The sequence below is a fragment of the Streptomyces sp. NPDC101234 genome, assembly GCF_044767525.1.
GTDB classification, from domain to species: domain Bacteria; phylum Actinomycetota; class Actinomycetes; order Streptomycetales; family Streptomycetaceae; genus Streptomyces; species Streptomyces sasae.
This window is the reverse complement of sequence record NZ_JBIWOA010000020.1, coordinates 63,084-86,730: the sequence shown is the minus strand read 5'-3', so window position 1 is coordinate 86,730 and position 23,647 is coordinate 63,084. Positions and strand designations below refer to the sequence as shown.

At 70.0% G+C, this 23,647-nt stretch carries 18 protein-coding genes; 15 read left to right on the top strand and 3 right to left on the bottom strand.

Features of this window, described 5'->3' with window-relative positions; genetic code table 11:
- Together ACIRR9_RS32380 and ACIRR9_RS32375 are read left to right on the top strand one after the other, a co-directional pair.
- Positions 1 to 3,362 (top strand): ribonuclease E/G (locus ACIRR9_RS32380; RefSeq protein ID WP_403759095.1); only part of this gene is annotated, 3,362 nt, incomplete at its 5' end.
- A gap of 355 nt (positions 3,363 to 3,717) precedes the next feature.
- A complete protein-coding gene (locus tag ACIRR9_RS32375) occupies positions 3,718 to 4,512 on the top strand; it encodes a class I SAM-dependent methyltransferase (RefSeq protein WP_403759092.1) in 795 nt (264 codons plus the stop codon).
- A 71-nt stretch (positions 4,513 to 4,583) separates the two neighbouring features.
- On the opposite strand, the gene rfbC is transcribed toward ACIRR9_RS32375, so the two are convergent.
- The gene (rfbC, locus tag ACIRR9_RS32370) at positions 4,584 to 5,177 is read right to left on the bottom strand and encodes a dTDP-4-dehydrorhamnose 3,5-epimerase (RefSeq protein ID WP_123977020.1); all 594 of its coding nucleotides are present in this window, start codon (positions 5,175 to 5,177) and stop codon (positions 4,584 to 4,586) included.
- A gap of 49 nt (positions 5,178 to 5,226) precedes the next feature.
- Positions 5,227 to 7,257: a glycosyltransferase family 2 protein gene (locus ACIRR9_RS32365; RefSeq protein WP_403759088.1), complete on the bottom strand. Its 2,031-nt coding sequence runs from the start codon at positions 7,255 to 7,257 to the stop codon at positions 5,227 to 5,229.
- Positions 7,258 to 7,611: 354 nt separating this feature from the next.
- Here ACIRR9_RS32365 and rplU point away from each other — a divergent pair, with 354 nt between their 5' ends.
- From rplU to ACIRR9_RS32305, 12 genes are all read left to right on the top strand, one after another.
- A complete protein-coding gene (gene rplU / locus ACIRR9_RS32360) occupies positions 7,612 to 7,932 on the top strand; it encodes a 50S ribosomal protein L21 (RefSeq protein ID WP_004931419.1) in 321 nt (106 codons plus the stop codon).
- 14 nt (positions 7,933 to 7,946) lie between these two features.
- A complete protein-coding gene (gene rpmA, locus ACIRR9_RS32355; protein ID WP_010041940.1) occupies positions 7,947 to 8,201 on the top strand; it encodes a 50S ribosomal protein L27 in 255 nt (84 codons plus the stop codon).
- A 185-nt stretch (positions 8,202 to 8,386) separates the two neighbouring features.
- A complete protein-coding gene (gene obgE, locus ACIRR9_RS32350; RefSeq protein WP_384572806.1) occupies positions 8,387 to 9,826 on the top strand; it encodes a GTPase ObgE in 1,440 nt (479 codons plus the stop codon).
- A 147-nt stretch (positions 9,827 to 9,973) separates the two neighbouring features.
- The gene (locus ACIRR9_RS32345; protein WP_403759085.1) at positions 9,974 to 11,194 is read left to right on the top strand and encodes a hypothetical protein; all 1,221 of its coding nucleotides are present in this window, start codon (positions 9,974 to 9,976) and stop codon (positions 11,192 to 11,194) included.
- A gap of 325 nt (positions 11,195 to 11,519) precedes the next feature.
- Positions 11,520 to 13,019, top strand: coding sequence for a D-ribitol-5-phosphate cytidylyltransferase (locus ACIRR9_RS32340; protein WP_403759082.1), 1,500 nt, complete (start codon positions 11,520 to 11,522; stop codon positions 13,017 to 13,019).
- Positions 13,020 to 13,175: 156 nt separating this feature from the next.
- Positions 13,176 to 15,251: a hypothetical protein gene (locus tag ACIRR9_RS32335; protein WP_403759080.1), complete on the top strand. Its 2,076-nt coding sequence runs from the start codon at positions 13,176 to 13,178 to the stop codon at positions 15,249 to 15,251.
- A gap of 388 nt (positions 15,252 to 15,639) precedes the next feature.
- A complete protein-coding gene (locus ACIRR9_RS32330; protein ID WP_403759351.1) occupies positions 15,640 to 16,830 on the top strand; it encodes a glycosyltransferase family 2 protein in 1,191 nt (396 codons plus the stop codon).
- Positions 16,831 to 17,203: 373 nt separating this feature from the next.
- Positions 17,204 to 18,310, top strand: a complete 1,107-nt coding sequence (gene proB, locus ACIRR9_RS32325) for a glutamate 5-kinase (RefSeq protein ID WP_403759077.1) — start codon at positions 17,204 to 17,206, stop codon at positions 18,308 to 18,310.
- A gap of 123 nt (positions 18,311 to 18,433) precedes the next feature.
- Positions 18,434 to 18,862, top strand: coding sequence for a hypothetical protein (locus tag ACIRR9_RS32320; protein ID WP_365349192.1), 429 nt, complete (start codon positions 18,434 to 18,436; stop codon positions 18,860 to 18,862).
- A gap of 137 nt (positions 18,863 to 18,999) precedes the next feature.
- Positions 19,000 to 20,286: a glutamate-5-semialdehyde dehydrogenase gene (locus ACIRR9_RS32315; RefSeq protein ID WP_403759074.1), complete on the top strand. Its 1,287-nt coding sequence runs from the start codon at positions 19,000 to 19,002 to the stop codon at positions 20,284 to 20,286.
- 123 nt (positions 20,287 to 20,409) lie between these two features.
- Positions 20,410 to 21,012: a hypothetical protein gene (locus ACIRR9_RS32310; RefSeq protein ID WP_384577582.1), complete on the top strand. Its 603-nt coding sequence runs from the start codon at positions 20,410 to 20,412 to the stop codon at positions 21,010 to 21,012.
- Positions 21,013 to 21,101: 89 nt separating this feature from the next.
- Positions 21,102 to 22,172, top strand: a complete 1,071-nt coding sequence (locus tag ACIRR9_RS32305) for a hypothetical protein (RefSeq protein WP_403759071.1) — start codon at positions 21,102 to 21,104, stop codon at positions 22,170 to 22,172.
- A 15-nt stretch (positions 22,173 to 22,187) separates the two neighbouring features.
- Here the strand turns inward: ACIRR9_RS32305 and ACIRR9_RS32300 are convergent, their stop codons facing one another.
- Positions 22,188 to 23,315: a M48 family metallopeptidase gene (locus ACIRR9_RS32300; RefSeq protein WP_403759348.1), complete on the bottom strand. Its 1,128-nt coding sequence runs from the start codon at positions 23,313 to 23,315 to the stop codon at positions 22,188 to 22,190.
- 99 nt (positions 23,316 to 23,414) lie between these two features.
- Here ACIRR9_RS32300 and ACIRR9_RS32295 point away from each other — a divergent pair, with 99 nt between their 5' ends.
- A complete protein-coding gene (locus tag ACIRR9_RS32295) occupies positions 23,415 to 23,576 on the top strand; it encodes a hypothetical protein (RefSeq protein WP_185149345.1) in 162 nt (53 codons plus the stop codon).
- Positions 23,577 to 23,647: the final 71 nt, after the last annotated feature.

The following is a 23,647-nucleotide window of genomic DNA, read 5'->3' as shown; positions in this document are numbered from 1 at the left end:
CGGAGGCTGCCGAGGTCGCCGAGACCGTCGAGGTCGTCGAGGAGGCCGCGCCCGCTCCGCGTACACGTCGTCGCGCCACCCGCCGGGTGACCGCGCCCTCGGGCGCGCCCGAGGGCGGTGCCACGCAGACCGCCGTCGCCGAGGAGCCGAAGGCCGAGGCCGTCGAGACGCCGGCTGCCGAGACCCCGGCTGCCGAGCCCGCCGAGACCGAGGCGCCGCGTCGCCGTCGCCGGGTCGTGCGGCAGGCCGCCATCGGGTTCTCCGAGCCCGCCGCCGGGGCCGCCGCCGAGGAGGAGGAGCCGCAGCGCCGCCCGGCCCGGCCCGCCGTGGCCGTGTTCCAGGCGCCCGTGTTCACCGAGCCGAGGTTCCAGACCCCGCAGCGCGCCGCCGCCGAAGCGGCTGCCGAGGCCGCCGTGGCCAGGGCGTCCGAGGAGTCCGAGGCGTCCGAGGAGCCGGGCAGGACCGAGGAGTCCGCGGCGTTCGCCGCGGAGCCCGCCGAGCAGGCCGAGTCCGGTTCGCGCCGTCGGCGCCGCCGTCGGGGCGCCGTGGAGGAGGCCCCGGTCGTCGAGGCCGCCGAGGACGAGACCGAGGAGCCGGAGGAGTCCGTCGAGGACGCCGCCGAGGGCGACGACGACAACGAGGAGTCGGGCTCCCGCCGACGCCGCCGCCGGGGTGGCCGTCGCCGCCGCCGCGGTGACGCCGGTGACGGCGAGGGCGCCGACGCCGAGAGCGACGAGCTCGCCGCCGAGCAGGCCGAGCAGGACGCCGAGGACACCGCCGAGCAGGAGGAAGAGGACGACGACGAGGCCCGTGACGAGGCCGGCGGCTCCTCCAGCAGCCGTCGCCGCCGTCGCCGCCGCCGTCGTACCGGGGACACCTCCCTCGACAGCGAGCCCGGCGAGGGCGACCCGGAGCGCACGGTCGTCAAGGTCCGCGAGCCCCGCAAGCCGTCCGAGCCGTCCGACGAGGTGCAGTCCATCAAGGGCTCCACGCGTCTGGAGGCCAAGAAGCAGCGCCGCCGCGAAGGCCGCGAGCAGGGCCGCCGCCGCGTCCCGATCATCACCGAGGCCGAGTTCCTCGCCCGCCGCGAGGCCGTCGAGCGTGTGATGGTCGTCCGCCAGTACGGCGAGCGCACTCAGATCGGCGTCCTGGAGGACGGCGTGCTCGTCGAGCACTACGTCAACAAGGAGCAGGCCACCTCGTACGTCGGCAACGTCTACCTGGGCAAGGTCCAGAACGTGCTGCCCTCGATGGAGGCGGCCTTCATCGACATCGGCAAGGGCCGCAACGCCGTCCTGTACGCCGGCGAGGTCAACTTCGAGGCGCTGGGCATGGCCAACGGCCCGCGGCGCATCGAGTCCGCCCTGAAGTCCGGCCAGTCCGTCCTCGTCCAGGTGACGAAGGACCCGATCGGCCACAAGGGCGCCCGCCTCACCAGCCAGGTCTCCCTCCCGGGCCGCTACCTCGTGTACGTCCCCGAGGGCTCGATGACCGGCATCAGCCGCAAGCTGCCCGACACCGAGCGCGCCCGGCTGAAGACCATCCTCAAGAAGATCGTCCCCGAGGACGCGGGCGTCATCGTGCGCACCGCCGCCGAGGGCGCGAGCGAGGACGAGCTGCGCCGCGACGTCGAACGCCTGCAGGCGCAGTGGGAGGACATCCAGAAGAAGTCGAAGAACGGCAACGCCCCGACGCTGCTGTACGGCGAGCCGGACATGACCGTCCGGGTCGTCCGCGACATCTTCAACGAGGACTTCTCCAAGGTCGTCGTCAGCGGCGACGACGCCTGGGACACCGTCCACGGCTATGTCTCGCACGTCGCCCCCGACCTCGCCGGCCGGCTGTCGAAGTGGACCTCCGAGGTCGACGTCTTCGCCACCTACCGGATCGACGAGCAGCTCGCCAAGGCCCTGGACCGCAAGGTCTGGCTGCCCAGCGGCGGTTCGCTGGTCATCGACCGGACCGAGGCGATGGTCGTCGTCGACGTCAACACCGGCAAGTTCACCGGCCAGGGCGGCAACCTGGAAGAGACCGTCACCAGGAACAACCTGGAGGCGGCCGAGGAGATCGTCCGCCAGCTGCGGCTGCGCGACCTCGGCGGCATCATCGTCATCGACTTCATCGACATGGTCCTGGAGTCCAACCGGGACCTGGTGCTGCGGCGCCTCCTGGAGTGCCTGGGCCGGGACCGGACCAAGCACCAGGTGGCCGAGGTGACCTCGCTGGGGCTCGTCCAGATGACCCGCAAGCGGGTCGGACAGGGCCTGCTGGAGTCGTTCTCCGAGACCTGTGTGCACTGCAACGGCCGTGGTGTCATCGTCCACATGGAGCAGCCCAGCTCCGGCGGCGGTGGCGGCGGCAAGCGCAAGAAGCGCGGGCGCGGCGGCGACGGCCACGAGCACGACCACGAGGTGCACGAGACGCACGAGGTGCACGAGGTCGTGGCCGACGGGGTCGTCGAGCACGCCGAGGCCGTCCAGGCGGTCGAGGAGACGGCGGCGGAGGTCGCGGCCGAGGCCGCGGTGCCCGTCGCGCTGCCCGCGCCCGACTTCGCGCCGGACGAGGAGCTGTACAGCAGCGTCGCCGAGGCGGAGGCCGCGGCCGGCCGCCACCGCACCCGCCGCCGGACGAGCCGCCGGGCCTCGGCTCCGGCCGGTGCGCCCAAGGCGCGCGCGGGCCGGCCGGAGGCCGCGGCGACCGAGGCGCCGGTGACCGAGGTGCCGACCGTCGCCGAGGTGCACGCCGAGCCCGTTGCCGTCGAGGCCGTCGCCGTCGAGGCCCTGGTGGCCGAGGCCCCCGTGGCCGAGGCTCCGGCTGCCGAGGAGGCCGCGCCCAAGGGCCGTACGCGTCGGCGTGCGACCCGGAAGGTGTCGGCGCCTGCCGGTTCCCCCGCGGGGGCCGAGGCGGCCGCGGTGACCGTCGTCGCGGAGAGCGCGCCGGCCGCCGTCGAGGAGCCCGAGCCCGTGGCCGAGGCGGCCGTGCCCGCCGAGAGCGCCGCTCCGGCCCGCCCGCGCCGTCGTGCGGTCCGCAAGGCCACCGCGCCGACCGCGTCCGAGGAGGCGGCCGTCGTGGTCGTACCGTCCGCGGAGGAGCCGGCGGCCGAGGAGGCTCCCGCTCCCGCCGAGGCGCCCGCTGCCGAGGAGACCGTCGAGGAGGCCGCCCCGGCCAAGAAGACGGCCCGTAAGACGGCGGCAAAGAAGACCGCTGCCAAGAAGACGGCCGCAAAGAAGACCGCTGCCAAGAAGACGGCCGCGAAGAAGACGACGACGGCCAAGAAGGCGGTCAAGACCGCCAAGACGGCCGCCGCCAAGTCGACGGCGAAGAAGACCACCACGGTCGCCACCGCCACCGACGAGGGCTGACGAACCAGCCTGCGCGCATACCATCGGCTCCCGGTCCCACGACCGGGAGCCGATGGTATTCGGACGAGGAGAAGACGCCTCGCCTCCAGGGCACCACCGGCCGTACCGAGCACGGCGGACGCGTCCTGCACACCGCCGAGCCCCCCCACGAGAACCCTTTGCCGACGCCACTCGCCACGCAGCGTGACCGAGCGGACGAATAGGGTGGCCGAGACGCCGTCGAGGAAGCTCTTCCCGTCAGAAGCTTCACAAGAAACACTTAGTGAATCGACGGGAAAGTTCACGCTCACGCCTGTCAACGAGTAACTTCACCGGGAACCCGAACAGCGGAAAAATACGACGAGAGGCCGTTTCAGTGGACCGTCATGAACTGCTGCGTGGACTGCACCGTGTCTACCACCCGCGCAACTATCTCGAGATCGGCGTCAATGACGGTCGTAGCCTGGCGCTCTCACGTGTGGCGTCCGTCGCCATCGACCCGGCCTTCAAGGTCGTGACGTCGATCAGCTGCGATGTCCACCTGGTCCAGTCGACCAGCGACGACTTCTTCGCCCGCAAAGACCCGCTGGTGCACCTGCGGCGAGGCCGCAACCCCTTCCGCGCCCTCGCCCGCCGCGACCCGCTCGGGGTGCTCGGCGGCGACCCCACGCTGGAACTGTCCTTCATCGACGGCATGCACCTCTTCGAGTACGCGCTGCGCGACTTCATGAACGTCGAACGCCACTCGCGCTGGTCGAGCGTGATCGTGCTCGACGACATGCTGCCCCGCGACGTCGACGAGGCGGCTCGCGACCGGCACACCAAGTACTGGACGGGCGACGTCTACAAACTGGTGACGGTCCTGCGCAAGTACCGCCCCGACCTGGTGGTCCTCGAGGTCGACACCGCGCCGACCGGCGTCGCCGTGGTCTTCGGCGCCGATCCGAACAACACGGTGCTCAAGGAGGCGTACGACGACATCATCGAGGAGTACGTCACCCCGGACCCGCAGGCGGTCCCCGACGAGGTGCTGGTGCGCAAGCACGCCGCACGGCCGGAGGCGCTGCTGGCGGCGGACTTCTGGCCGGCCCTGATCCGGGCCCGCAACCTGCGCCGGCCGCGCGCGGGCTTCGAGCGGCTGCGCGGGCAGATCGCCGCGCTGGGCGGCTGAGCGACAGGAAGACGGAACAAAGGACGAGGGGCCTCGCGGACGGATCCGCGAGGCCCCTCGTCATACCGCTCTCAGGCGCGCAGCTGCGCCAGATAGGCCTGGCACGCGTCGTACGACGGCAGCAGGCCCGCCGCCTCGGCCTCGGCCAGGGTCGGCGCCGCGGAGTCCTTCTCGGACAGCACGGGCGTCAGCCCCGACGGCCACTCGATGCCCAGATCCGGGTCGAGCGGGTGGATGCCGTGCTCGCGCTGCGGGGCGTACCCCTCGGAGCACAGGTACACCACGGTGGCGTCGTCGGTCAGCGCCATGAAGGCGTGCCCGAGCCCCTCCGAGAGATAGACGGAGTGGTGGTCCACGTCGTCCAGCCGCACGGCCTCCCACTGCTTGTACGTGGGCGAGCCCGTACGGATGTCGACGATGACGTCCAGCACGGCACCGCGCACGCACTTGACGTACTTGGCCTGGCTGGGCGGAACGTCGGCGAAGTGGATGCCGCGCAGGGTGCCGCGGCTGGAGACCGAGCAGTTGGCCTGCGCCAGATTCAGCCGATGGCCGGTGGCCTCGGTGAAGTCCGGTCCCTTGAACCACTCGTGGAAGCTCCCGCGGGCGTCCGGAAAGACCTTCGGTTCGTGGATCCAGGCGCCGGCTATGCCGAGCTCCCGCATGGTGATCACATCCTTGTTGTGGTGCGTGTCCGTGACGTGTGGCGGTGGATCAGCCGGTCAGCTTCGACGCCAGCCGGCGCAGCTTCTTGCGCGCCGAGGCAGGAAGCCTGCGCGCGACCGGGCCGGCGACGACGCGCAGCCTGCGCTCCAGGGCCGCCTTGCGCCGCTTGGCCAGTATCGCGCGTACCAGCTCGGGTCCCACGACGGCGAAGCCGTCGTCCAGCCGCAGCCGGCCGCCCGCCGCCACCGTGACCGTGCCCAGCGACAGGGCCGGGTTCTTCTCCCCGTCCAGCCGTGCGGAGAGGTCCCAGCGGCCGGCGGGGACCGGCTTGGCGCGCCCGGGGAGGGCGATGTGCGCACGGCCGGCCACATCGCGGACCTTGACGGGCAGCAGGTGCGTACGGCCGTCCGGGGCGCTCAGGACCAGCTGAGTCGTCATCGGCGCGGTCACGGAGCGGGTGAACACGTCGAGCCGGAGCTCCGGCCGGCTGCCGGGCATCCGCAGCACGGGACGGTTCTCGAGGTACGGCACCAGCTTCTTGCCGCGGCGGGCGACGTCGAGGGTGAGGTTGCCGTGCGGGTCGGTGAAGTACGGGATGACCGGGCGGGCCGGGGAGCCCAGCAGCGCGGGGCGCACATCGCCGTCGACATGGGCCGCGCGGTCGGCGCCGACCCGGGCCTTGCGGACCAGACCGAGGCCGCGCACCGAGACCCAGATGTCCCAGAAGCCCTTGGAGACCGGACCGCGTCCCTTGGCACCCTGGGTGCTCACCACGCCGCTGCCGCGCAGGACGACCTCGCAGGCCTCGTCGCCCAGGTCCTCGACGTGCCGGGTGAACTCGGAGGGGCACGGCCACTCGACGGCCGTCTCCCGGTTGCGCAGCGACATCTCGGCCTTGAACTGGTCCAGCTCGTCCGTGATGTCGATCAGCTCGCCGTCCTCGAGCACACTCTTGGTCAGCTCGGGGTGCACGAAGAACCGGTCGTCACGGCGCAGCAGCCTGATCGGCTCGCCGTCGTCGCCGTGGACCAGCCGGGCGCTGACGGTGACGGCCATCTTGCCGTCGGGCCGCCACTCGGCGTGCTCCAGCCGGGTCGTGCCCTTGACCGACTTGGCGAAGCGGGCGAACTGCACCAGACCCTGCCGGTCGTCGCGGCGCAGCAGGGTGGAGCGGACGCGGGTGAGGGCGCCGAGCCCGTTGTGCACGCCGTCGTTCATGAAGTCGTCGGCCAACGGACGGATGGCGTCGCACATCTCGTCGAGGTAGGCCTCGTCGTAATTGAGCACGGAAGGCTCGCTGAGCCGGCCGAGCATCTCCACACGGTAGAAACGGCGGAGCAGCAGGTCCCGGAACTCTCCCGGCTCGGTGTTGGCGACGACGACGTCGAGAACCTCACGGAGGTTTCCGTAATAGCCCGACGGGACGATCCTGGCCGAACCCGCGTTCTTCCCGTCGTCGCGCTTCGAGTAGTAGTAGCAGGTGTAGCTGCCGAGAATCGAGACGACCTTGGCGGGGAAATACGCCTCCATCATGTACAGCTGGTCCTCGAGGCGCCGCTTGCCCTCGGGGTAGGCGATCTTGTTCTCGCGAAGGAATTCGGTGCGGAACATCTTGTGCGGCGTGAGGCTGTCGTACAGCGGCGCGTCCTGGAGAGTGCACTTCTCCCGGTCCACCTTGAAGACACCGTGCGGCACACCCCGGAAGTTGCTGGCCACCTTGCCGATGACGATGTCGGAGCCGTTGCGGTGCCCCATCTCGTACAGCCGGCGCAGCGCGTCGGAGGCGAGGTAGTCGTCCTGGTCGACGAACTGGACGTACTCGCCCTTCGCCTCGCCGACGCCGATGTTCCTCGGCTTTCCGGGCCAACCCGAGTTCGGTATGTGAATCACCCGGAAATGCGGGTGCTCCTCGGCGAGGGCGTCCAGTTCGGCGGGACTGTCGTCGGTCGAACCGTCGTCGACGAAAAGAACCTCGAACTCTTTCGCGGGAAGCGTCTGCCTCAACAGGGAGTCGATGCAGGGCTGGATGTATTTTCCCGGGTTGTAGACCGGGATGATGACGCTCACCTTGATCGACATCTCTGTTACCTGCCTCCTGTTACAGGAAGTCCCCCGTGGGACGTGTCTGGTGGGTGTACAGCCGGTGACCAAGCAATGGATGACTGGGGTCACAGGGTAACTGCAGCCGGTTAGAGCAGCCGACCGAGACCAGGGAGGTGCGGTGGAGATCGTGACCAGCCTGGTTTGACCCCCTCCGTACGGCCCCGTACTGTTGACCGTCGGCGTGTCCTTGGATATGGGCGCGCCACATCCCCGTAAACCTCGTCCTCCAAAGCGCTCGGTGCCCTGCACCGGCCGACTCGGAGAGGCCGACCGCGTGCCGGACGGCTGGACTGCGGGGGTGCCGTTCCCGAGCGAGAGAGTGAGATCCGCGTGTACGCCATCGTGCGCAGCGGTGGTCGCCAGCACAAGGTTGCTGTCGGCGACATCGTTGAGGTTGACAAGATTTCCACCGCCAAGGTTGGCGACACGGTCGAGCTCTCGACCCTGCTCGTCGTCGACGGCGACGCCGTGACCAGCGACCCGTGGGTGCTGGCCGGCATCAAGGTCCAGGCCGAGGTCGTGGACCACCACAAGGGCCAGAAGATCGACATTCTGCGCTACAAGAACAAGACCGGTTACCGTCGTCGTCAGGGCCACCGCCAGCAGTACACGGCGATCAAGGTCACTGAGATCCCCGCGGCTGCGAAGTAAGGGACTGAGGAGAGATGGCACACAAGAAGGGCGCATCGTCCACCCGTAACGGTCGTGACTCCAACGCTCAGCGCCTCGGCGTGAAGCGCTTCGGCGGTCAGGTCGTCAACGCGGGCGAGATCCTGGTCCGCCAGCGCGGCACCCACTTCCACCCGGGTGCGGGCGTCGGCCGCGGCGGCGACGACACGCTGTTCGCCCTGCAGGCCGGTTCGGTGCAGTTCGGCACCCACCGTGGCCGCAAGGTCGTGAACATCGTTCCGGTCGCCTGAGTCTGCTGACTGCACGACTCAGACCGAACGTCTCGCGAGGCGGACCTCACTTCCCGATCGGGAAGGCGGGTCCGCCTTTCGCGTGTTGACATCGGTGACACCCGTACGCATCCGCGTAGCGGCATGTTCCGTTCGTTCCGCTTATTCTGCTTGTTCTGTTTGTTCGTATCTGGAGGCACTGCACCATGACCACCTTCGTGGACCGCGTCGAGCTGCACATCGCCGCGGGTAACGGAGGCCACGGCTGTGCCTCCGTACACCGGGAGAAGTTCAAGCCGCTCGGCGGCCCCGACGGCGGCAACGGCGGCCGCGGCGGCGACGTCATCCTGACCGTCGACCAGTCGGTGACCACGCTCCTCGACTACCACCACTCCCCGCACCGCAAGGCCACCAACGGCAAGCCCGGCGAGGGCGGCAACCGGGCCGGCAAGGACGGGCAGGACCTGATCCTCCCGGTCCCGGACGGCACCGTCGTCCTCGACAAGGCGGGCAACGTCCTCGCCGACCTCGTCGGCCACGGCACCTCCTACGTCGCCGCCCAGGGCGGCCGCGGCGGCCTCGGCAACGCGGCGCTGGCCTCCGCCCGCCGCAAGGCCCCCGGCTTCGCGCTGCTCGGCGAGCCCGGCGACCTCCAGGACATCGTCCTGGAGCTCAAGACCGTCGCCGACGTGGCCCTGGTCGGCTACCCGAGCGCCGGCAAGTCCTCCCTGATCTCGGTGCTGTCCGCAGCCAAGCCGAAGATCGCCGACTACCCGTTCACCACCCTGGTGCCCAACCTCGGCGTGGTGACCGCCGGATCCACCGTCTACACCATCGCCGACGTCCCCGGCCTCATCCCCGGCGCCAGCCAGGGCAAGGGCCTCGGCCTGGAGTTCCTGCGCCACGTCGAGCGGTGCAGTGTCCTCGTGCACGTCCTCGACACCGCCACCCTGGAGTCCGAGCGCGACCCCGTCTCCGACCTCGACATCATCGAGGAGGAGCTCAAGCAGTACGGCGGCCTCGACAACCGGCCCCGGATCGTCGTCCTCAACAAGATCGACGTCCCGGACGGCAAGGACCTCGCGGAAATGGTCCGCCCCGACCTGGAGGCCCGCGGCTACCGCGTCTTCGAGGTGTCGGCGGTCGCCCACATGGGCCTGCGCGAGCTGACGTTCGCACTCGGCGAGCTGGTCGGCAAGGCACGCGCCGCGAAGCCCAAGGAAGAGGCGACCCGCATCGTCATCCGGCCCAAGGCCGTGGACGACGCCGGCTTCACCGTCACCCAGGAGGAGGACGGCCTCTACCGGGTCCGCGGCGAGAAGCCCGAACGCTGGGTCCGGCAGACCGACTTCAACAACGACGAAGCCGTCGGCTACCTCGCCGACCGCCTCAACCGCCTCGGCGTGGAAGAGCAGCTGATGAAGGCGGGCGCCCGCGGCGGCGACGGCGTCGCCATCGGCCCCGAGGAGAACGCCGTCGTCTTCGACTGGGAGCCGTCCATGATGTCCGGCGCCGAGATGCTCGGCCGCCGCGGCGAGGACCACCGCTTCGAGGAGCAGCGGCCCGCCGTGCAGCGCCGCCGCGACCGGCAGGCGGAGCGGGACGAGGCACTGGGCGAGTACGACGAGTTCGACCCGTTCGAGTAGCAGCGCCGTCGGCCCGGCGTACGCGTGGTGAGACCCGCGATGCGGGTGCCGTGAACGTCAAGTCCGTGTAACTGGAGCCTGGGACTCATCTGTGTCCCAGGCTCCTCTCAGGTGAACCTAAGGTAAACGTCTTACCTTTCGTTAACCATGGAGACGGACTGCACGAGAGGCGAAGCCCCGGTGAAGAACGCCCCGATAGGCCCCATCGGTCCCATTGCCGCCCTGCCCGCCGGCACCCGCCTGCTGCACATAGGCCCGCACAAAACCGGGACCACGGCCATCCAGGGCGCTCTGTTCGCCGCCAAGGGCAAGCTGCCCGAGCACGGTGTGGAGTTCCCCGCGGCCACCCGGCACCCGATGGAGGCGGCCCTCGCCGCCTGCGCCCGGCCCGCGATGATCGGCGACGCCGTGCCCACCGAGAAGCACTGGACGCGGCTGATCGAGCAGGTCGAGGCCACCGGCACCCGTACGTCGGTGATCAGCAGCGAGTTCTTCGCCGACGCCCCCGACGACGAGACCATCGCCCGCATCGTCCGGCAACTGGGCGGCGACCGCGTCCACATCCTCGTCACACTGCGCCCCATCGCCAAGATCATGCCTTCGCAGTGGCAGCAGTACGTGCAGAACGGGCTGCGCATGGGCTACGAGAACTGGCTGGAGCACATGCTCCGCAAGGCCCCCTACGAGAAGCCCAACCCCAGCTTCTGGCGCCGCCACCGGCACGACCGGCTCGTCGAACGCTGGGTCCGCGCGGTCGGCGCCGACCGGATCACCGTCGTCGTGGTCGACGACAGCGACCGCGACGGCCTGATGCGCACCTTCGAAGAGCTCCTCGGCCTGCCCGAAAACCTGCTCCAGGCCGTCCCGGACACGGCGAACCGTTCCCTCACCCTCGCCGAGACCGAAATGCTGCGAAAGCTCAACGTGGAATTCCGCGGCAATGGACTGCCCGACGAGCTCTATTCCAAGCTCGTCCGCAACGGTGCCGTCATGCATATGAAGAACGCGTGCAGTCCCACCGGCAAGGATGTGAAGATCTCCACCCCCGCCTGGGCCGTCGAGGCCGCCGGCCGCATCGGCGCCCAGATCGTCGAGCGCATCGACACCATGGGCGTCCGCATCATCGGCGACCCGGCACTGCTCTGCGCCCTGCCCGCCATACCCGCACAGCCCGGACCGCCCGCCGCCGAAGCCCGGATCGCCCCGGAGGTCGCCGCCCAGGCCCTGTACGGCGCTCTCGCCGCAGCGGCCGCCGCCCCGGTCCGCCACACCGCCGAGGCGAAGTCCCGCACGGTGCACCAGACGTCGTCGAAGGAGCTCGTACGGGTACTGGGGCACCGATGTCTCAAGAAGCTGCGAAGGCGCTGAGAGGCCGCGCCGGGGGATGACGGCTTAGCTGTGCTGAGACGTTGCAGCCGGACGATGCAGCCCTGCTAAGCCGTCCGAAGCGGGACGGCTCGGCGCTCCTGAGGCGTGCGCCATGTCACGCACAGCAATCGGAATGGCCTGTGTAGTTACTCACAGCAAATTCACGGAACTTCCCCGGACGTCCGACAGGCGACGCCCATCACCAGCGATCCAAGGTGAATGAAAGGTTGCGGGCACATATGCACTGGAGGGCGCTCACCTTGCACAGCGGTAACCCGAAGTGGGACCATTTCCAGGTTCCCTGATGCCCCAAGGTAGGTCACCTGTGTCCCAGCACATAGCCAAGCCCCGAACCACCGCAGTGATCCTGGCCGGTGGCACCGGTCAGCGGGTGGGTCTGTCGATCCCCAAGCAGCTGCTGAAGATCGCCGGCAAGGCAGTCATCGAGCACACCCTGACCACCTTCGAGAACGCGGACACGATCGACGACATCATCGTCCTGATGGCGCCGGGCTACGTCCCCGACATCGAGAAGATCGTCGCCAAGGCCGGGTTCACCAAGGTCAAGAAGATCATCGAGGGCGGCAGCACGCGGAACGAGACCACCGAGCGCGCCATCGAGGCGCTCGGCGAGGGCCTGGCCGAGGGCGAGGACCGCAACGTCCTCTTCCACGACGCCGTACGCCCCCTGCTGTCGCGGCGCGTCATCGACGACTGTGTGGCCGCACTGGAGCGCTACCAGGCCGTCGACGTCGCCATCCCCTCCGCCGACACCATCATCGTCACCCGCACGCACGGCCAGGACGGCGAGTTCATCACCGAGATCCCGGACCGCTCCCGGCTGCGCCGCGGCCAGACCCCGCAGGCGTTCAAGCTGTCCACGATCAAGCGGGCCTACGAGGTCGCCGCCGGCGACCCCAACTTCCAGGCCACCGACGACTGCTCCGTCGTGCTCAAGTACCTGCCGGACGTGCCGATCCACGTCGTCGCGGGCGACGAGTACAACATGAAGGTCACCCAGCCCGTCGACGTCTTCATCGCCGACAAGCTCTTCCAGCTCGCCTCCACGGCCGCGCCCGAGCAGAACGGCGAGGACGCCTACCGCGAGCTGCTCACCGGCAAGACCGTGGTGATCTTCGGCGGCTCGTACGGCATCGGCAAGGACATCGCCGAACTCGCCGAGTCCTACGGCGCGAGCGTCTACGCCCTGGGCCGCTCCACCACCGGCACCCACGTGGAGAACCCGGAGGAGGTCGACGACGCGCTGTCCAAGGCGTACGCCGAGACCGGCCGGATCGACCACGTCGTCAACACGGCCGGCGTGCTGCGCATCGGCAAGCTCGCCGAGACCGACAACGCCACCATCGAAGAGGCGCTGAAGGTCAACTACCTGGCCCCGGTGCAGATCGCCCGCTCCAGCTACAAGTACCTCGCCGAGACCAAGGGCCAGCTGCTGCTCTACACCTCCAGCAGCTACACCCGCGGCCGCGCCGAGTACAGCCTCTACTCCTCGACCAAGGCCGCCATGGTGAACCTCACCCAGGCACTGTCCGACGAGTGGGCCGGCGACTCCATCCGGGTCAACTGCATCAACCCCGAGCGCACCGCCACCCCGATGCGCACCAAGGCCTTCGGTCAGGAGCCCACGGGCTCGCTGCTCTCCTCCGAGGCCGTCGCCCGCACCTCCCTCGACGTACTGCTCTCCGAGCTCACCGGCCATGTCATCGACGTCCGCCAGCAGGACCCGACGGCGGCCGCCGGCCAGGCCTCCGGCTTCGAGCAGGCACTGGCCAGTGTCCTGGACCGACAGGACGGCGTGGCATAATCGGCCTCCATTAGTCATCTGTTATTCAGGCCTCTGTGGTTGCGCGTTCGTGGACAGCATTCACAGGGGCCTGAACCCGTAAAAACCCAGATCGACTACCACATCAGATCGTCCGCAAGGTCAAATACAGGCCTTTTTGTCAGCAAAAGGTTCTCCGTGATATCCACCGCTATTCGCGTCGCCCGGGTGGGCAGTGCGGCCGAGCTGGCCGCGGCGGCACTCATGATGCTGGGCTTCCCGGTGCTCATGATCGCCGCGCTCGTCCCGAGCGTTTACGCCTTCGCGGCCGCGGCCGCCGTCACGTACCTGGCGGACCACTACCTGCACCGCAAGGGCAGCTACCTCATCAGCCGCCTGAGCAAGGTCCGGGCCGGTCTGTCGATCCGCTTCCTGATCCGGCAGCTGCTGCTGATCCTGCTGCTGGCCCGCATGGATCTCTCGAACCACCTGATCTTCTACGGCGCGATCGCCTGCTTCATCGCCTTCTACGGCCTTCAGGCCCCGCACGGCGCATTGGTCACCCTCATCCGCAACCGCCGCCGGATGCCGGTCGCCACCCGCAACGTCGACCTGAAGTCACGCATCAACATCCCGGACGCCCCGCCGCTGAGCCTGCTCGACCGCTCCGCCGAGAAGATGCTCCACCTCGACCTCGCGGCCGTCGTGGGCCTGCTGGTCTCGGCGGTGACGGACAGTGCGGTCGCCGGATTCATCGGCATCGCCCTCACCCTCGGCCTCGGCTCCCTCTACGTGCTGGTACTGATGCCGTACGTCCGCGGCCGCAAGACCCCGCCGGACGCGGACACCGTGCTCGCCGCCGTCGACGACTGGCTGGGCGAGTACAAGCCCGAGACCGTCCTGTACTTCTCCGGCTCCAAGGACTCCGCCTACCAGGTCAACATGTGGCTGGAGACCATGGAACAGCTGGACTCCCGTCCGCTGATCCTGCTGCGCGAGCGGGTCATCCTGCAGAACCTCGCCCCGACCACGGCCCCTGTCATCTGCGTACCCGGCGGTGTGCACCTGATGAACATGGACCTCTCCACGGTCCGCGTCGCTCTCTACGCGGCCAACGTCGGCAAGAACATCCACCTGCTGCGCGAACCCACGATGAAGCACGTCTTCATCGGCCACGGCGACAGCGACAAGCTGGCCAGCGTCAACCCGTTCAGCAAGGCGTACGACGAGGTGTGGACCGCCGGCCGTGCGGGCCGCGACCGCTACGCCATCGCCGACGTCGGCGTCCGCGACGACGACATCGTCGAGGTCGGCCGCCCGCAGCTGGCCCCCATCCAGAGCTGGCACGGCGTCCCCGACGGCCCCGGCCGCGGGGCCGCCGACGGGCGCTGCCCCACCGTTCTCTACACGCCCACCTGGGAGGGCTGGGACGGCAACCCCGGCAACACCTCTCTCGTGCTCGCCGGCGAGAACATCGTGAAGAAGCTGATCAAGGCCGACCCGCCGGTCCGGATCGTCTACAAGCCGCACCCTTTCACCGGCACCGTCAGCGCCGAAGCCGGCGCCGCCCACCGGCGCGTCACCGCTCTCGTCGAGAAGGCTGCCGCCCAGCGGGCCACCGACTCCCGCTTCACCGTCGACGCGGCCGCCCAGGCCGCGGCGCAGGCCGAGCTGACCCGCATCGAGACCCGGCTGGCCGAGCTGACCCGCGCCGGCGACGAGAAGCGCGACGAGGCCGAGGCCAGCCGGGACGACATCGCCGACCTGAAGAAGCACGAAGAGGTCACCCGGCTGCGCGCCGAGTGGAACGAGGCCTACTGGCAGTCCCTGCCGTCGTACCAGCACGCCGTCGTCAGCGGTGCCGAACCGCTTCTCTACGACTGCTTCAACGTCTCCGACGCGATGGTCTCCGACATCTCCAGTGTCGTCTCCGACTTCATCGCGAGCGGCAAGCCGTACGCCGTCACCGACTCCGCCGGCCTCGGCGTGGAGGAGTTCAAGCGGGCCAACACCGCAGTCCGCGCGGCCGTGATCCTCTCCAACAGCGCCAAGGAACTGGGCGGTCTGCTCGACGCAGTACGCGACCCGTCCGCCGATCCGCTGGCCGCGGACCGTGACGAACTCAAGCGCTATCTGCTGGGACCGGACGAGCCGACCTCCATCGAGCAGTTCAACAGCGCGGTCGCCGCACTCGCCCGCAAGGCCGAGGCGCGGAACCTGGGTCAGGAGACCCGGATCGCAGCCGGCGACCCCGAGGGCGCGACCGCCGGCTGACGCCGACGACGAACGAACACCGAACGGGCTGGGTCCCGGGGGAGAAGTCCCCGGGACCCAGCCCGTTCGGCGTCCGCGCCGGCACCTCTTCTTACCTTTGCCCGGAAAACGACCGCGTCTTTTCTTACCCACGCTACGCCGCTCACGGTGAGCAGCTCTTACCGCCTGCCCGTACTGTCCGACGTAACCCGATGTACACCGCCTGGCTGTCTGTGCGCCATGTGAACTGGGCCACTGAAAGTGTTCCGCGAGGCAACCCGCCGTACCGGTCGGCCATCTAAGACCTTGCGTTCGAGACGACTCAGGGGGAACGCAACATTGACTAGGGGGAAACGTGACCGTCGTTGCGCAGCCTGATGTGACCGTGATCATCGGGGCGTACGAAGCGATGCCGTATCTCGTCGAGTGCCTGGCCTCCGTCGAGGGCCAGACCCTCGACCCGGTACGCATGGAGGTCATCGCGGTCGACGACGGGTCGGCCGACGGCACAGGGGAGTGCCTGGAGGAGTTCGCCGCCCGCGCCGCCATGCCGGTGACCGTGATCCGGCAGGAGAACTCCGGCGGCCCCAGCGGCCCCCGCAACGTCGGCCTGGCCAAGGCCGCCGGCCGTTACGTGTTCTTCCTGGACGCCGACGACCGGCTCGGCCCCGAGGCCCTGGAACGCATGGTCGCCATGGCCGACAAGAACAACACGGACGTCGTCCTCGGCAAGGTCGAGGGGATCAACCGCAAACCCCCGACGACGATGTGGGGCCAGACGCTCGAACGTACCGACATCTTCTCCTCCAACATCAAGTTCACGCTCAGCGCGCAGAAACTGTTCCGCCGAGCCCTTCTGGAACGGCACGACATGCGTTTCGACGAGTCCTTGTGGACCGGCGAGGACGCGTTGTTCACCATGGAGGCCTACCTGCGGGCCGACGGCGTCTCCGTGATCGCCGACTACCCCTGCTACTACCTGGTCGGCCGCGAGGACGGCAAACACGTCACCAAGACCGGCAGCTACACCCTCCGCTTCGACTCCGCGCGTGCCCTGATGAACCTGATCGCCGACATGGTTCCGGCAGGACCGCGACGCGACGCGCTCATGGTCCGGCCGTTCCTGGTCACCCTGCTCCCGCAGTTCGGCCCCAAGTTCCTCAAGGACGACGACGAGGTGCGGCGGCACAAGCTGGAGCTGGCCGGGCCGCTGATGGACGCCTACTGGAACCCGGAAGTCGCCCGCCGGCTCAGGGTCCACGAACGGCTGCGGCTCCACCTTGTCGCCGTGAAACGTCCCGAACTTCTTCCCGACGTCATCGAGTTCGTACGGGCACAGAAGCAGCCCGAAGCGATCCTGGAGAAGCGCGGCACCCGCGTCTACCTGGCCTACCCGTTCTTCCGCTCCGAGTCGGCCGGCGTTCCCGACCGGATCTACCTCGCCGAACCGCGTGAGGCCCGCGAGGTCGAGGGCTACCGCGAGAGCGCGGCCGACATGTTCCTGCGCCGCGCCGCGCGGAAGGCCCGCCGGATCCTGAGGAGAGCGCCGGCCGGTGACGGCCGGACGCCGACATCAGGCGGAACGGCCGCGGCGGCCTGACACGCCGGGTCGCACGGCTGCCCCACCCGGCCGCGAGGCCCTGAGGCCCTATGGCCGTCGTGCGCCGCTCCAGGACGGTGGTGCGGGCGGGCCTGGGTCCCGTCCGCGCCCGGACCCCGGTGAGCGCCACGCGGGACCCTGCTTCCGGACGCCGTGCCGGTCCGCGTCCTCGGGCCGGCCGGTCGGAGTGTCGGCGAGGAGTGCGGACCGGGATCCGCGAACGGGCACGCGGCGGCTGTCCGGGAACTGGACCGATGTGCGGCGCCGGGTCCTTTTCCCGTAGATTTCCGTGCGGGGCGGCCCGGCCGGTGCGGTGGGGCGGCCCCAACGACGCGAGGGGACGGACGGCAGGGTGGCAAGGGCAAGGCAGGCCGTGAGCGAGGCCCGCAGAATCGTCGTCAAGGTGGGCTCCTCCTCACTGACCACTGCCGTCGGCGGCCTGGACGCCGACCGCGTCGATGCGCTCGTCGACGTCCTCGCCAAGAGCCGCAGCGGCGGAGAGAAGGAGATCGTCCTGGTCTCCTCCGGCGCGATCGCGGCCGGTCTCGCCCCGCTCGGGCTGCGCCGCCGCCCGAGGGACCTGGCCCGTCAGCAGGCCGCCGCCAGTGTCGGCCAGGGCCTGCTCGTCGCCCGCTACACCGCCTCCTTCGCCCGCTACGGCGTCCGCGTCGGACAGGTCCTGCTCACCTCCGACGACATGAGCCGCCGCGCCCACCACCGCAACGCCTCCCGCACCCTCGACAAGCTCCTCGCGATGGGCGCCTTCCCGATCGTCAACGAGAACGACACCGTCGCCACCGACGAGATCCGGTTCGGCGACAACGACCGCCTCGCCGCCCTCGTCGCCCACCTCGTCCACGCCGACCTGCTGGTCCTCCTCTCCGACGTCGACGGCGTCTACGACGGCGACCCCAGCAAGCCCGGCACCTCCCGGATAGCGGAGGTGAAGGGGCCCGAGGACCTCGCGGGCGTCGAGATCGGCAGCGCCGGAAAGGCGGGCGTCGGCACCGGCGGCATGGTCACCAAGGTCGAGGCCGCCCGGATCGCCGCCGCCGCGGGCATCCCGGTGGTCCTCACCAGCGCCGTGCACGCCTCCGACGCGCTCTCCGGCGGGGACACCGGCACCCACTTCCACCCCACCGGCAAACGGTCCGCAGACCGCCTCCTGTGGCTTCAGCACGCCTCCACCCCGCAGGGCTCGCTCACTCTCGACGACGGCGCCGTCCGAGCCGTCGTACAGGGCCGCAAATCGCTGCTGCCGGCCGGAATCGCCGCAGTGGAGGGCGAATTCGGCGCGGGCGACCCGGTCGAACTGCGCGACACCGAAGGCCGCCCGGTCGCGCGCGGACTGGTCAGTTTCGACGCCAAGGAGATCCCCCAGCTGATCGGGCGTTCGACCAGGGAGCTGGCACGCGAACTGGGCCCGGCGTACGAACGCGAGGTCGTACACAGGGACGACCTGGTGATCCTGCACCCGTAAAACGGGGCGTAACGTCCGACCCCGGTGGGGGACGTTCCGTAAAACCGCCACACGAACCCTTGCGGCCTGCTCAACTTTGTCTCAGGAACACGTTCCGCACGAGCACAGCTGAAGGAGGCCGTCGTGAGACGAGTGCGCCCTGGGGCTGCGGCGTCCCGCGGTGCTCTGACGAGTGTCGCGGCCGGGGACACCTACGAGGAGCCGAAGGACCTGCCCCGCCTGTGGCACGTCACCCTCAGCGTCTGCGGTGCCGAGGTCCCGCTGCCGGAACTGCGCCGCGGACTCGAACAACTGGCCCACGACCACCCGTTCCTCCTCACCAGCCGCTACGCCTGCGACCACGCCGAGATCCGCTACTGGGAAGAGGCCCGCGACCTCCACGACGCCGCCGCCGTCGCCCTGCGCCTGTGGGGCGAGCACCGCCAGACCTCCGGTCTGCCGGCCTGGGAGATCGTCGGTCTCGAGGTCATCGACCGCGCCACCTACCACCAGCGGATCGCCGAGGGCTACGGCCCGCCGCCCGCCACACCGGTCGGCGTCCACCCCTTCTGAAGCCCCCTTCTGAAGCCGCTTCCCGCGCCGCCTCCGACGCCGTCCACGACACCGGCCGGAATTCACCCGTTTTGATCCACGTCTCGCGGTGTGGGATGACGCGTGGACGGCCCGTCGGGGCGCACTACCCTTCCCTCATGACCACGCTCTCGCCGTACGACGCCATGTCCCCGGTCACCCAGGCCGCCTACCGTGCCAAGGCCGCAGCCGCCGACCTCGCGCCGCTGCCGCGTGCCGTGAAGGACGACGCGCTGCTCGCCATCGCGGACGCCCTGGAGGTCCGTACCAGCGAGATCGTCGAAGCCAACGCCAAGGACATCGCCAAGGCCCGCGAGAACGGCACCAGCGAAGCCATCGTCGACCGGCTCACGCTCACCCCCGAGCGGATCCGTGCCATCGCCTCCGACGTCCGCGACGTCGCGAAACTGCCCGACCCGGTCGGCGAGGTCGTCCGCGGCTCCACCCTTCCCAACGGCATCGACCTGCGCCAGGTCCGCGTCCCCCTTGGCGTCGTCGGCATCATCTACGAGGCCCGCCCGAACGTCACCGTCGACGCCGCCGCCCTCTGCCTCAAGTCCGGCAACGCGGTCCTGCTGCGCGGCTCCGCCTCCGCCTACGAGTCGAACACGGCGCTGGTGAGGGTCCTGAGGGACGCCGTCGGCGGCGCCGGGCTGCCCGCCGACGCCGTCCAGCTGGTGCCCGGCGAGGGCCGCGAGTCCGTCCACGAGCTGATGCGCGCCCGCGGCCTCGTCGACGTCCTCATCCCGCGCGGCGGCGCCTCCCTCATCCAGACCGTCGTCATGGAGTCCAAGGTCCCCGTCATCGAGACCGGCACCGGCAACTGCCACGTCTACGTCGACGCCCACGCCGACATCGACATGGCGATCGACATCCTGATCAACTCCAAGGCGCAGCGGGTCAGCGTCTGCAACGCCGCCGAGACCCTCCTCGTCCACCAGGACATCGCCGCCGAGTTCCTGCCGCGCGCCCTGGACGCCCTCGCCGAGGCCGGCGTCACCGTCCACGCCGACGAACGCGTCCTCGCCTACGCCAAGGAATCCAAGGCCACCGTCGTCGAGGCCGTCCCGGAGGACTGGGAGACCGAGTACCTGTCCTACGACATCGCCGCCGCCGTCGTCGACTCCCTCGACAGGGCCGTCGAGCACATCCGGCTGTGGACCTCCGGACACACCGAGGCCATCGTCACCACCTCCCAGCAGGCCGCCCGCCGCTTCACCCAGCTGGTCGACTCCACCACCGTCGCCGTGAACGCCTCCACCCGCTTCACCGACGGCGGCCAGTTCGGCTTCGGCGCCGAGATCGGCATCTCCACCCAGAAGCTGCACGCCCGCGGCCCCATGGGCCTGCCGGAGCTGACCAGCACCAAGTACATCGTCACCGGAGACGGCCACATCCGCCGCTGACCCCCGTACGGCCCGACCACGGACGCCGTACGGCGTACGGGCGCACGGAACGGCGTACGTGGCCCCGGGCGGGCGTGAGAGGCGTCTCACCGGGCCTATGAATTTCCATACCGTCTGCCCAAATTGACCCCCCAGGTCTACTCTGGATCCGTGCCGGAGGACGTGGGGGGCACGCCGTTCCCTGACGGCTGGGAGCCCGACGACGACCATGACCGCGGGGTGTCGGACGAAGAGTTCGACTCCGTGGTCTTCGACGAGGCCTTCGTGAAGGCGGCCGTGATCCACGAGCCGACCGCGGTCGAACGCCTCCTTGCCGCCGCCCAGGCCAGAGCCGAGGCCTCCGAGGCCGAGGCCCGCCGCGCCCACGCCAGAGGCGAGCGCTACGACGACGGCTACAGCCCCGAATTCGGCTCCGGCGACGACCTCGACGACCTGGACGACGCCGACGTACTCGAAGACCGGTACGGCGCCACGGGGAAGTACGGCAGACACGTCCGCTGGCACCGCCCCGTCGCCTGGGTCCTCGCCCTCGTCATGGGCATCGGCATGGTCGCGCTCGCCTTCGCGGCGGTCTACCGCAGCGCCTCCTCCGGCGGCAGCCGCGACCAGGTGCCCAGGCCCCCCTCCACCGGCCTGGAACAGGGCACGGCAGCGGCGCCCTCCGTGTCCGCCGACTACTCCCAGCCCGCCAAGCCGGCGGCTTCCGTGGTCCCGCGCACCCCCTGAGCGGCGATTGCCGGTTCTGGTGAGAACCTGTCAGAAGTTGTCGTGTAGCTGGGCGTTTACCTGAGGCTCCCGAGACCTACTCTGAAAGTATGGGCGGGCCAGGAGACCCACCCGGGGGGACACCCGAGGGCGGCCCCGTGGGTGGGGAGGACGAGTACCGATCCGTCGTATTCGACGAGTCGTTCGTCCGCGCTGCCCGCCTCCAGGAGTCCTCCGCGCGCGAACGCATGACCGACCACGCGCCCGCCGTACGCCGTCGCCCGCCCCTGCGCCGGGGCCTCACCCGGCAGGCCCTGGTCCTCGTCCTGCTGATCCTCGTCGCCTTCGGCACCGCCATCTACATGGGCGTCCGCCACCCGTACGGCACACAGGAGGCCCAGCAGCCCGTCGAACCCCTGCGGATGGCCGTCATACCGCTCGCCCCGCAGGGCAAGGTGCCCGGTGCCGCCGACGCCGAGACCCTCTTCGCGCACAGCCCCGCCGCACAGTACGCCGTCGGCGCCGAGGGGATACCGCTGCCGGCGGTCCGCGGGACCGCGCACTTCTCCGACAGCCAGGTCGTCACCGCCCTGACCACGGTCAAGGACTACCTCGTCCGCTCCTCGCTCTACCCCGAGGTCCTCGACAGCAGCCAGGTGCGGCCCGCGCGGGCGCTGCTCGACCCCGGCCAGCTCGACCAGTTCGACCAGAGCTTCGACCACCCCGCGGCGGACGGCCGGCACGCCCCCACCGGATGGCTGGTCCGCTTCGACCCCACCCGAGCCGAACTCGCCGACCCGAAGATCCGCGTCCAGGGCAACCTGCAGGCCACCGAGGCCGATGCGACCACCCTGGAGGTCACCGCCGACCACACCTTCGTCTACGCACTGCGGCCCACCGGGGCCCAGGCCGGCTCACAGGCCTCCCTGTTCACCGTCCGCCGCGAGCTGACCTTCCGCTTCGACCGTGACGACCTGCGCCTGGGCCAGGCCCAGCTGGTCGTCTCCTACGTCCAGGCGGGGCCCCTGTCCTGCGCAGAGGACTCCGCAGGCCACCTGAACCCGCTGCTGGCCGGCGAGACCGCCAAGGCGGGCGGCCCGGCGGGCACGAACCCCTTCGCCAGGGACAGCGCAACCGCCCTGTGCGGGACGCTGGCCGCGGCGGCCGAGCCGAAGACCTGACGCAACCCCGGCCTGCTACTCCTCGTCCTGCGGGGGAGCGTCCTGCGACGGCCCGTCCTGCGGCCGCCCGTCCTTCGGAGGCCCGTCCTTCGGCGGCGGCGCGCTCGTGAACCCGTCGAAGCCCCGCTTCACCCGGCCGCCCAGGCCGCCCGCCCCGCCCGCGATGTCCGTGACCAGCTTCATCAGCGGGTCCTTGGAGCTCTTCACATCGCTCGCGTAGCTCGCCGCCGACTCCTTGAACGAGTCACCGACCGAGGCGTCCTTGTCCTCGGTGCGCCGCGGATAGTGACCGTCCATGATCCGCTGGTAGTCGCGGGACTCCGCCCACTTCTTCAGCTCGGCCGCGCGGACCGTGGTGAAGGGATGCGAGCGCGGCAGCACGTTGAGGATCTTCAGCACCGAGTCGCGCAGGTCACCGCCCGCCTCGTACTCCTCCGCCTGCTGCAGGAACGCGTCCACGTTCATCTCGTGCAGATGGTTGCCGCCCGCTATCTTCATCAGCCCGCGCATCGAGGCCCGCAGATCCTGCCCCACCAGCAGCCCCGCCCGGTCGGCGGACAGCTCCGACTTGCGGAACCACTCCCGCAGAGCCGTCACGAGCGCCAGGACCGCGAGATTGCCCAGCGGGATCCAGGCGACGCGCAGCGCCAGGTTCGTCAGGAACAGCAGAATCGTCCGGTACACCGAATGCCCGGACAGCGCGTGCCCCACCTCGTGCCCGACGACCGCCCGCATCTCCTCCTCGTCGAGCAGCTCGACGAGCCCCGTGGTCACGACGATGATCGGCTCGTCCAGACCGATGCACATCGCGTTGGGCTGCGGATCCTGGTTGACGTACATCGGCGGGACCTTCTCCAGGTCCAGGATGTAACAGGCGTCCCGCAACATGTCGTTCAGATGCGTGAACTGCTGGTCCGACACCCGCACCGAGTCGGACAGGAACAGCAGCCTCAGGCTCCGCTCCGGAAGCAGCCCGCTGAGCGCCTTGAAGACCGTGTCGAAGCCGCTCAGCCTGCGCAGCGCCACCAGGGCCGAACGGTCGGCCGGATGCTCGTACGCACGTGAGGAGATCCCCGGGAAACGCCTGCGCCGCCTGCTCGGCACGCGCTCGTGCCCGTTCTGCTCGTGGCCGTCGTCGGACATGTCATCCCCCATGTGCGTCAGTGTCTGCCGTGCCCCCGAGACAGGGCCCAGCCTAGGCGGATATACCGTGGACGGGCAGTACAGCCGAAGGAGTCCCCCATGGAGCACAACCCCCCGGCCGCCTGGCTCACCCAGGCCGCGAGCGCCGCCCAGCAACAGGGCTCGGGCGACCTGCTCCGAGTCGTCCTGATCGTCATGTTCCTGGGCTGCGGGCTGACCGCCTGGTTCCTGCTGCGCGGGTACAAACAGAAGGACGACTGAGCCGCCGGGATCGTTCCCGGCCCGGTGTGACGCAGGAGTCGGCCCAACGGAGGAGTCGGCGTGATCGCCGC

What these genes read in the sequence shown, in the direction of transcription:
- ACIRR9_RS32330 (WP_403759351.1), top strand. Translation starts at nt 15,640, where the DNA reads ATGCCGTATCTCGTCGAGTGCCTGGCCTCCGTCGAGGGCCAGACCCTC.
- obgE (WP_384572806.1), top strand. Translation starts at nt 8,387, where the DNA reads ATGACCACCTTCGTGGACCGCGTCGAGCTGCACATCGCCGCGGGTAAC.
- ACIRR9_RS32315 (WP_403759074.1), top strand. Translation starts at nt 19,000, where the DNA reads ATGACCACGCTCTCGCCGTACGACGCCATGTCCCCGGTCACCCAGGCC.
- ACIRR9_RS32295 (WP_185149345.1), top strand. Translation starts at nt 23,415, where the DNA reads ATGGAGCACAACCCCCCGGCCGCCTGGCTCACCCAGGCCGCGAGCGCC.
- ACIRR9_RS32345 (WP_403759085.1), top strand. Translation starts at nt 9,974, where the DNA reads ATGGAGACGGACTGCACGAGAGGCGAAGCCCCGGTGAAGAACGCCCCG.
- rpmA (WP_010041940.1), top strand. Translation starts at nt 7,947, where the DNA reads ATGGCACACAAGAAGGGCGCATCGTCCACCCGTAACGGTCGTGACTCC.
- ACIRR9_RS32305 (WP_403759071.1), top strand. Translation starts at nt 21,102, where the DNA reads ATGGGCGGGCCAGGAGACCCACCCGGGGGGACACCCGAGGGCGGCCCC.
- rfbC (WP_123977020.1), bottom strand. Translation starts at nt 5,177, where the DNA reads ATGCGGGAGCTCGGCATAGCCGGCGCCTGGATCCACGAACCGAAGGTC.
- ACIRR9_RS32365 (WP_403759088.1), bottom strand. Translation starts at nt 7,257, where the DNA reads ATGTCGATCAAGGTGAGCGTCATCATCCCGGTCTACAACCCGGGAAAA.
- ACIRR9_RS32300 (WP_403759348.1), bottom strand. Translation starts at nt 23,315, where the DNA reads ATGTCCGACGACGGCCACGAGCAGAACGGGCACGAGCGCGTGCCGAGC.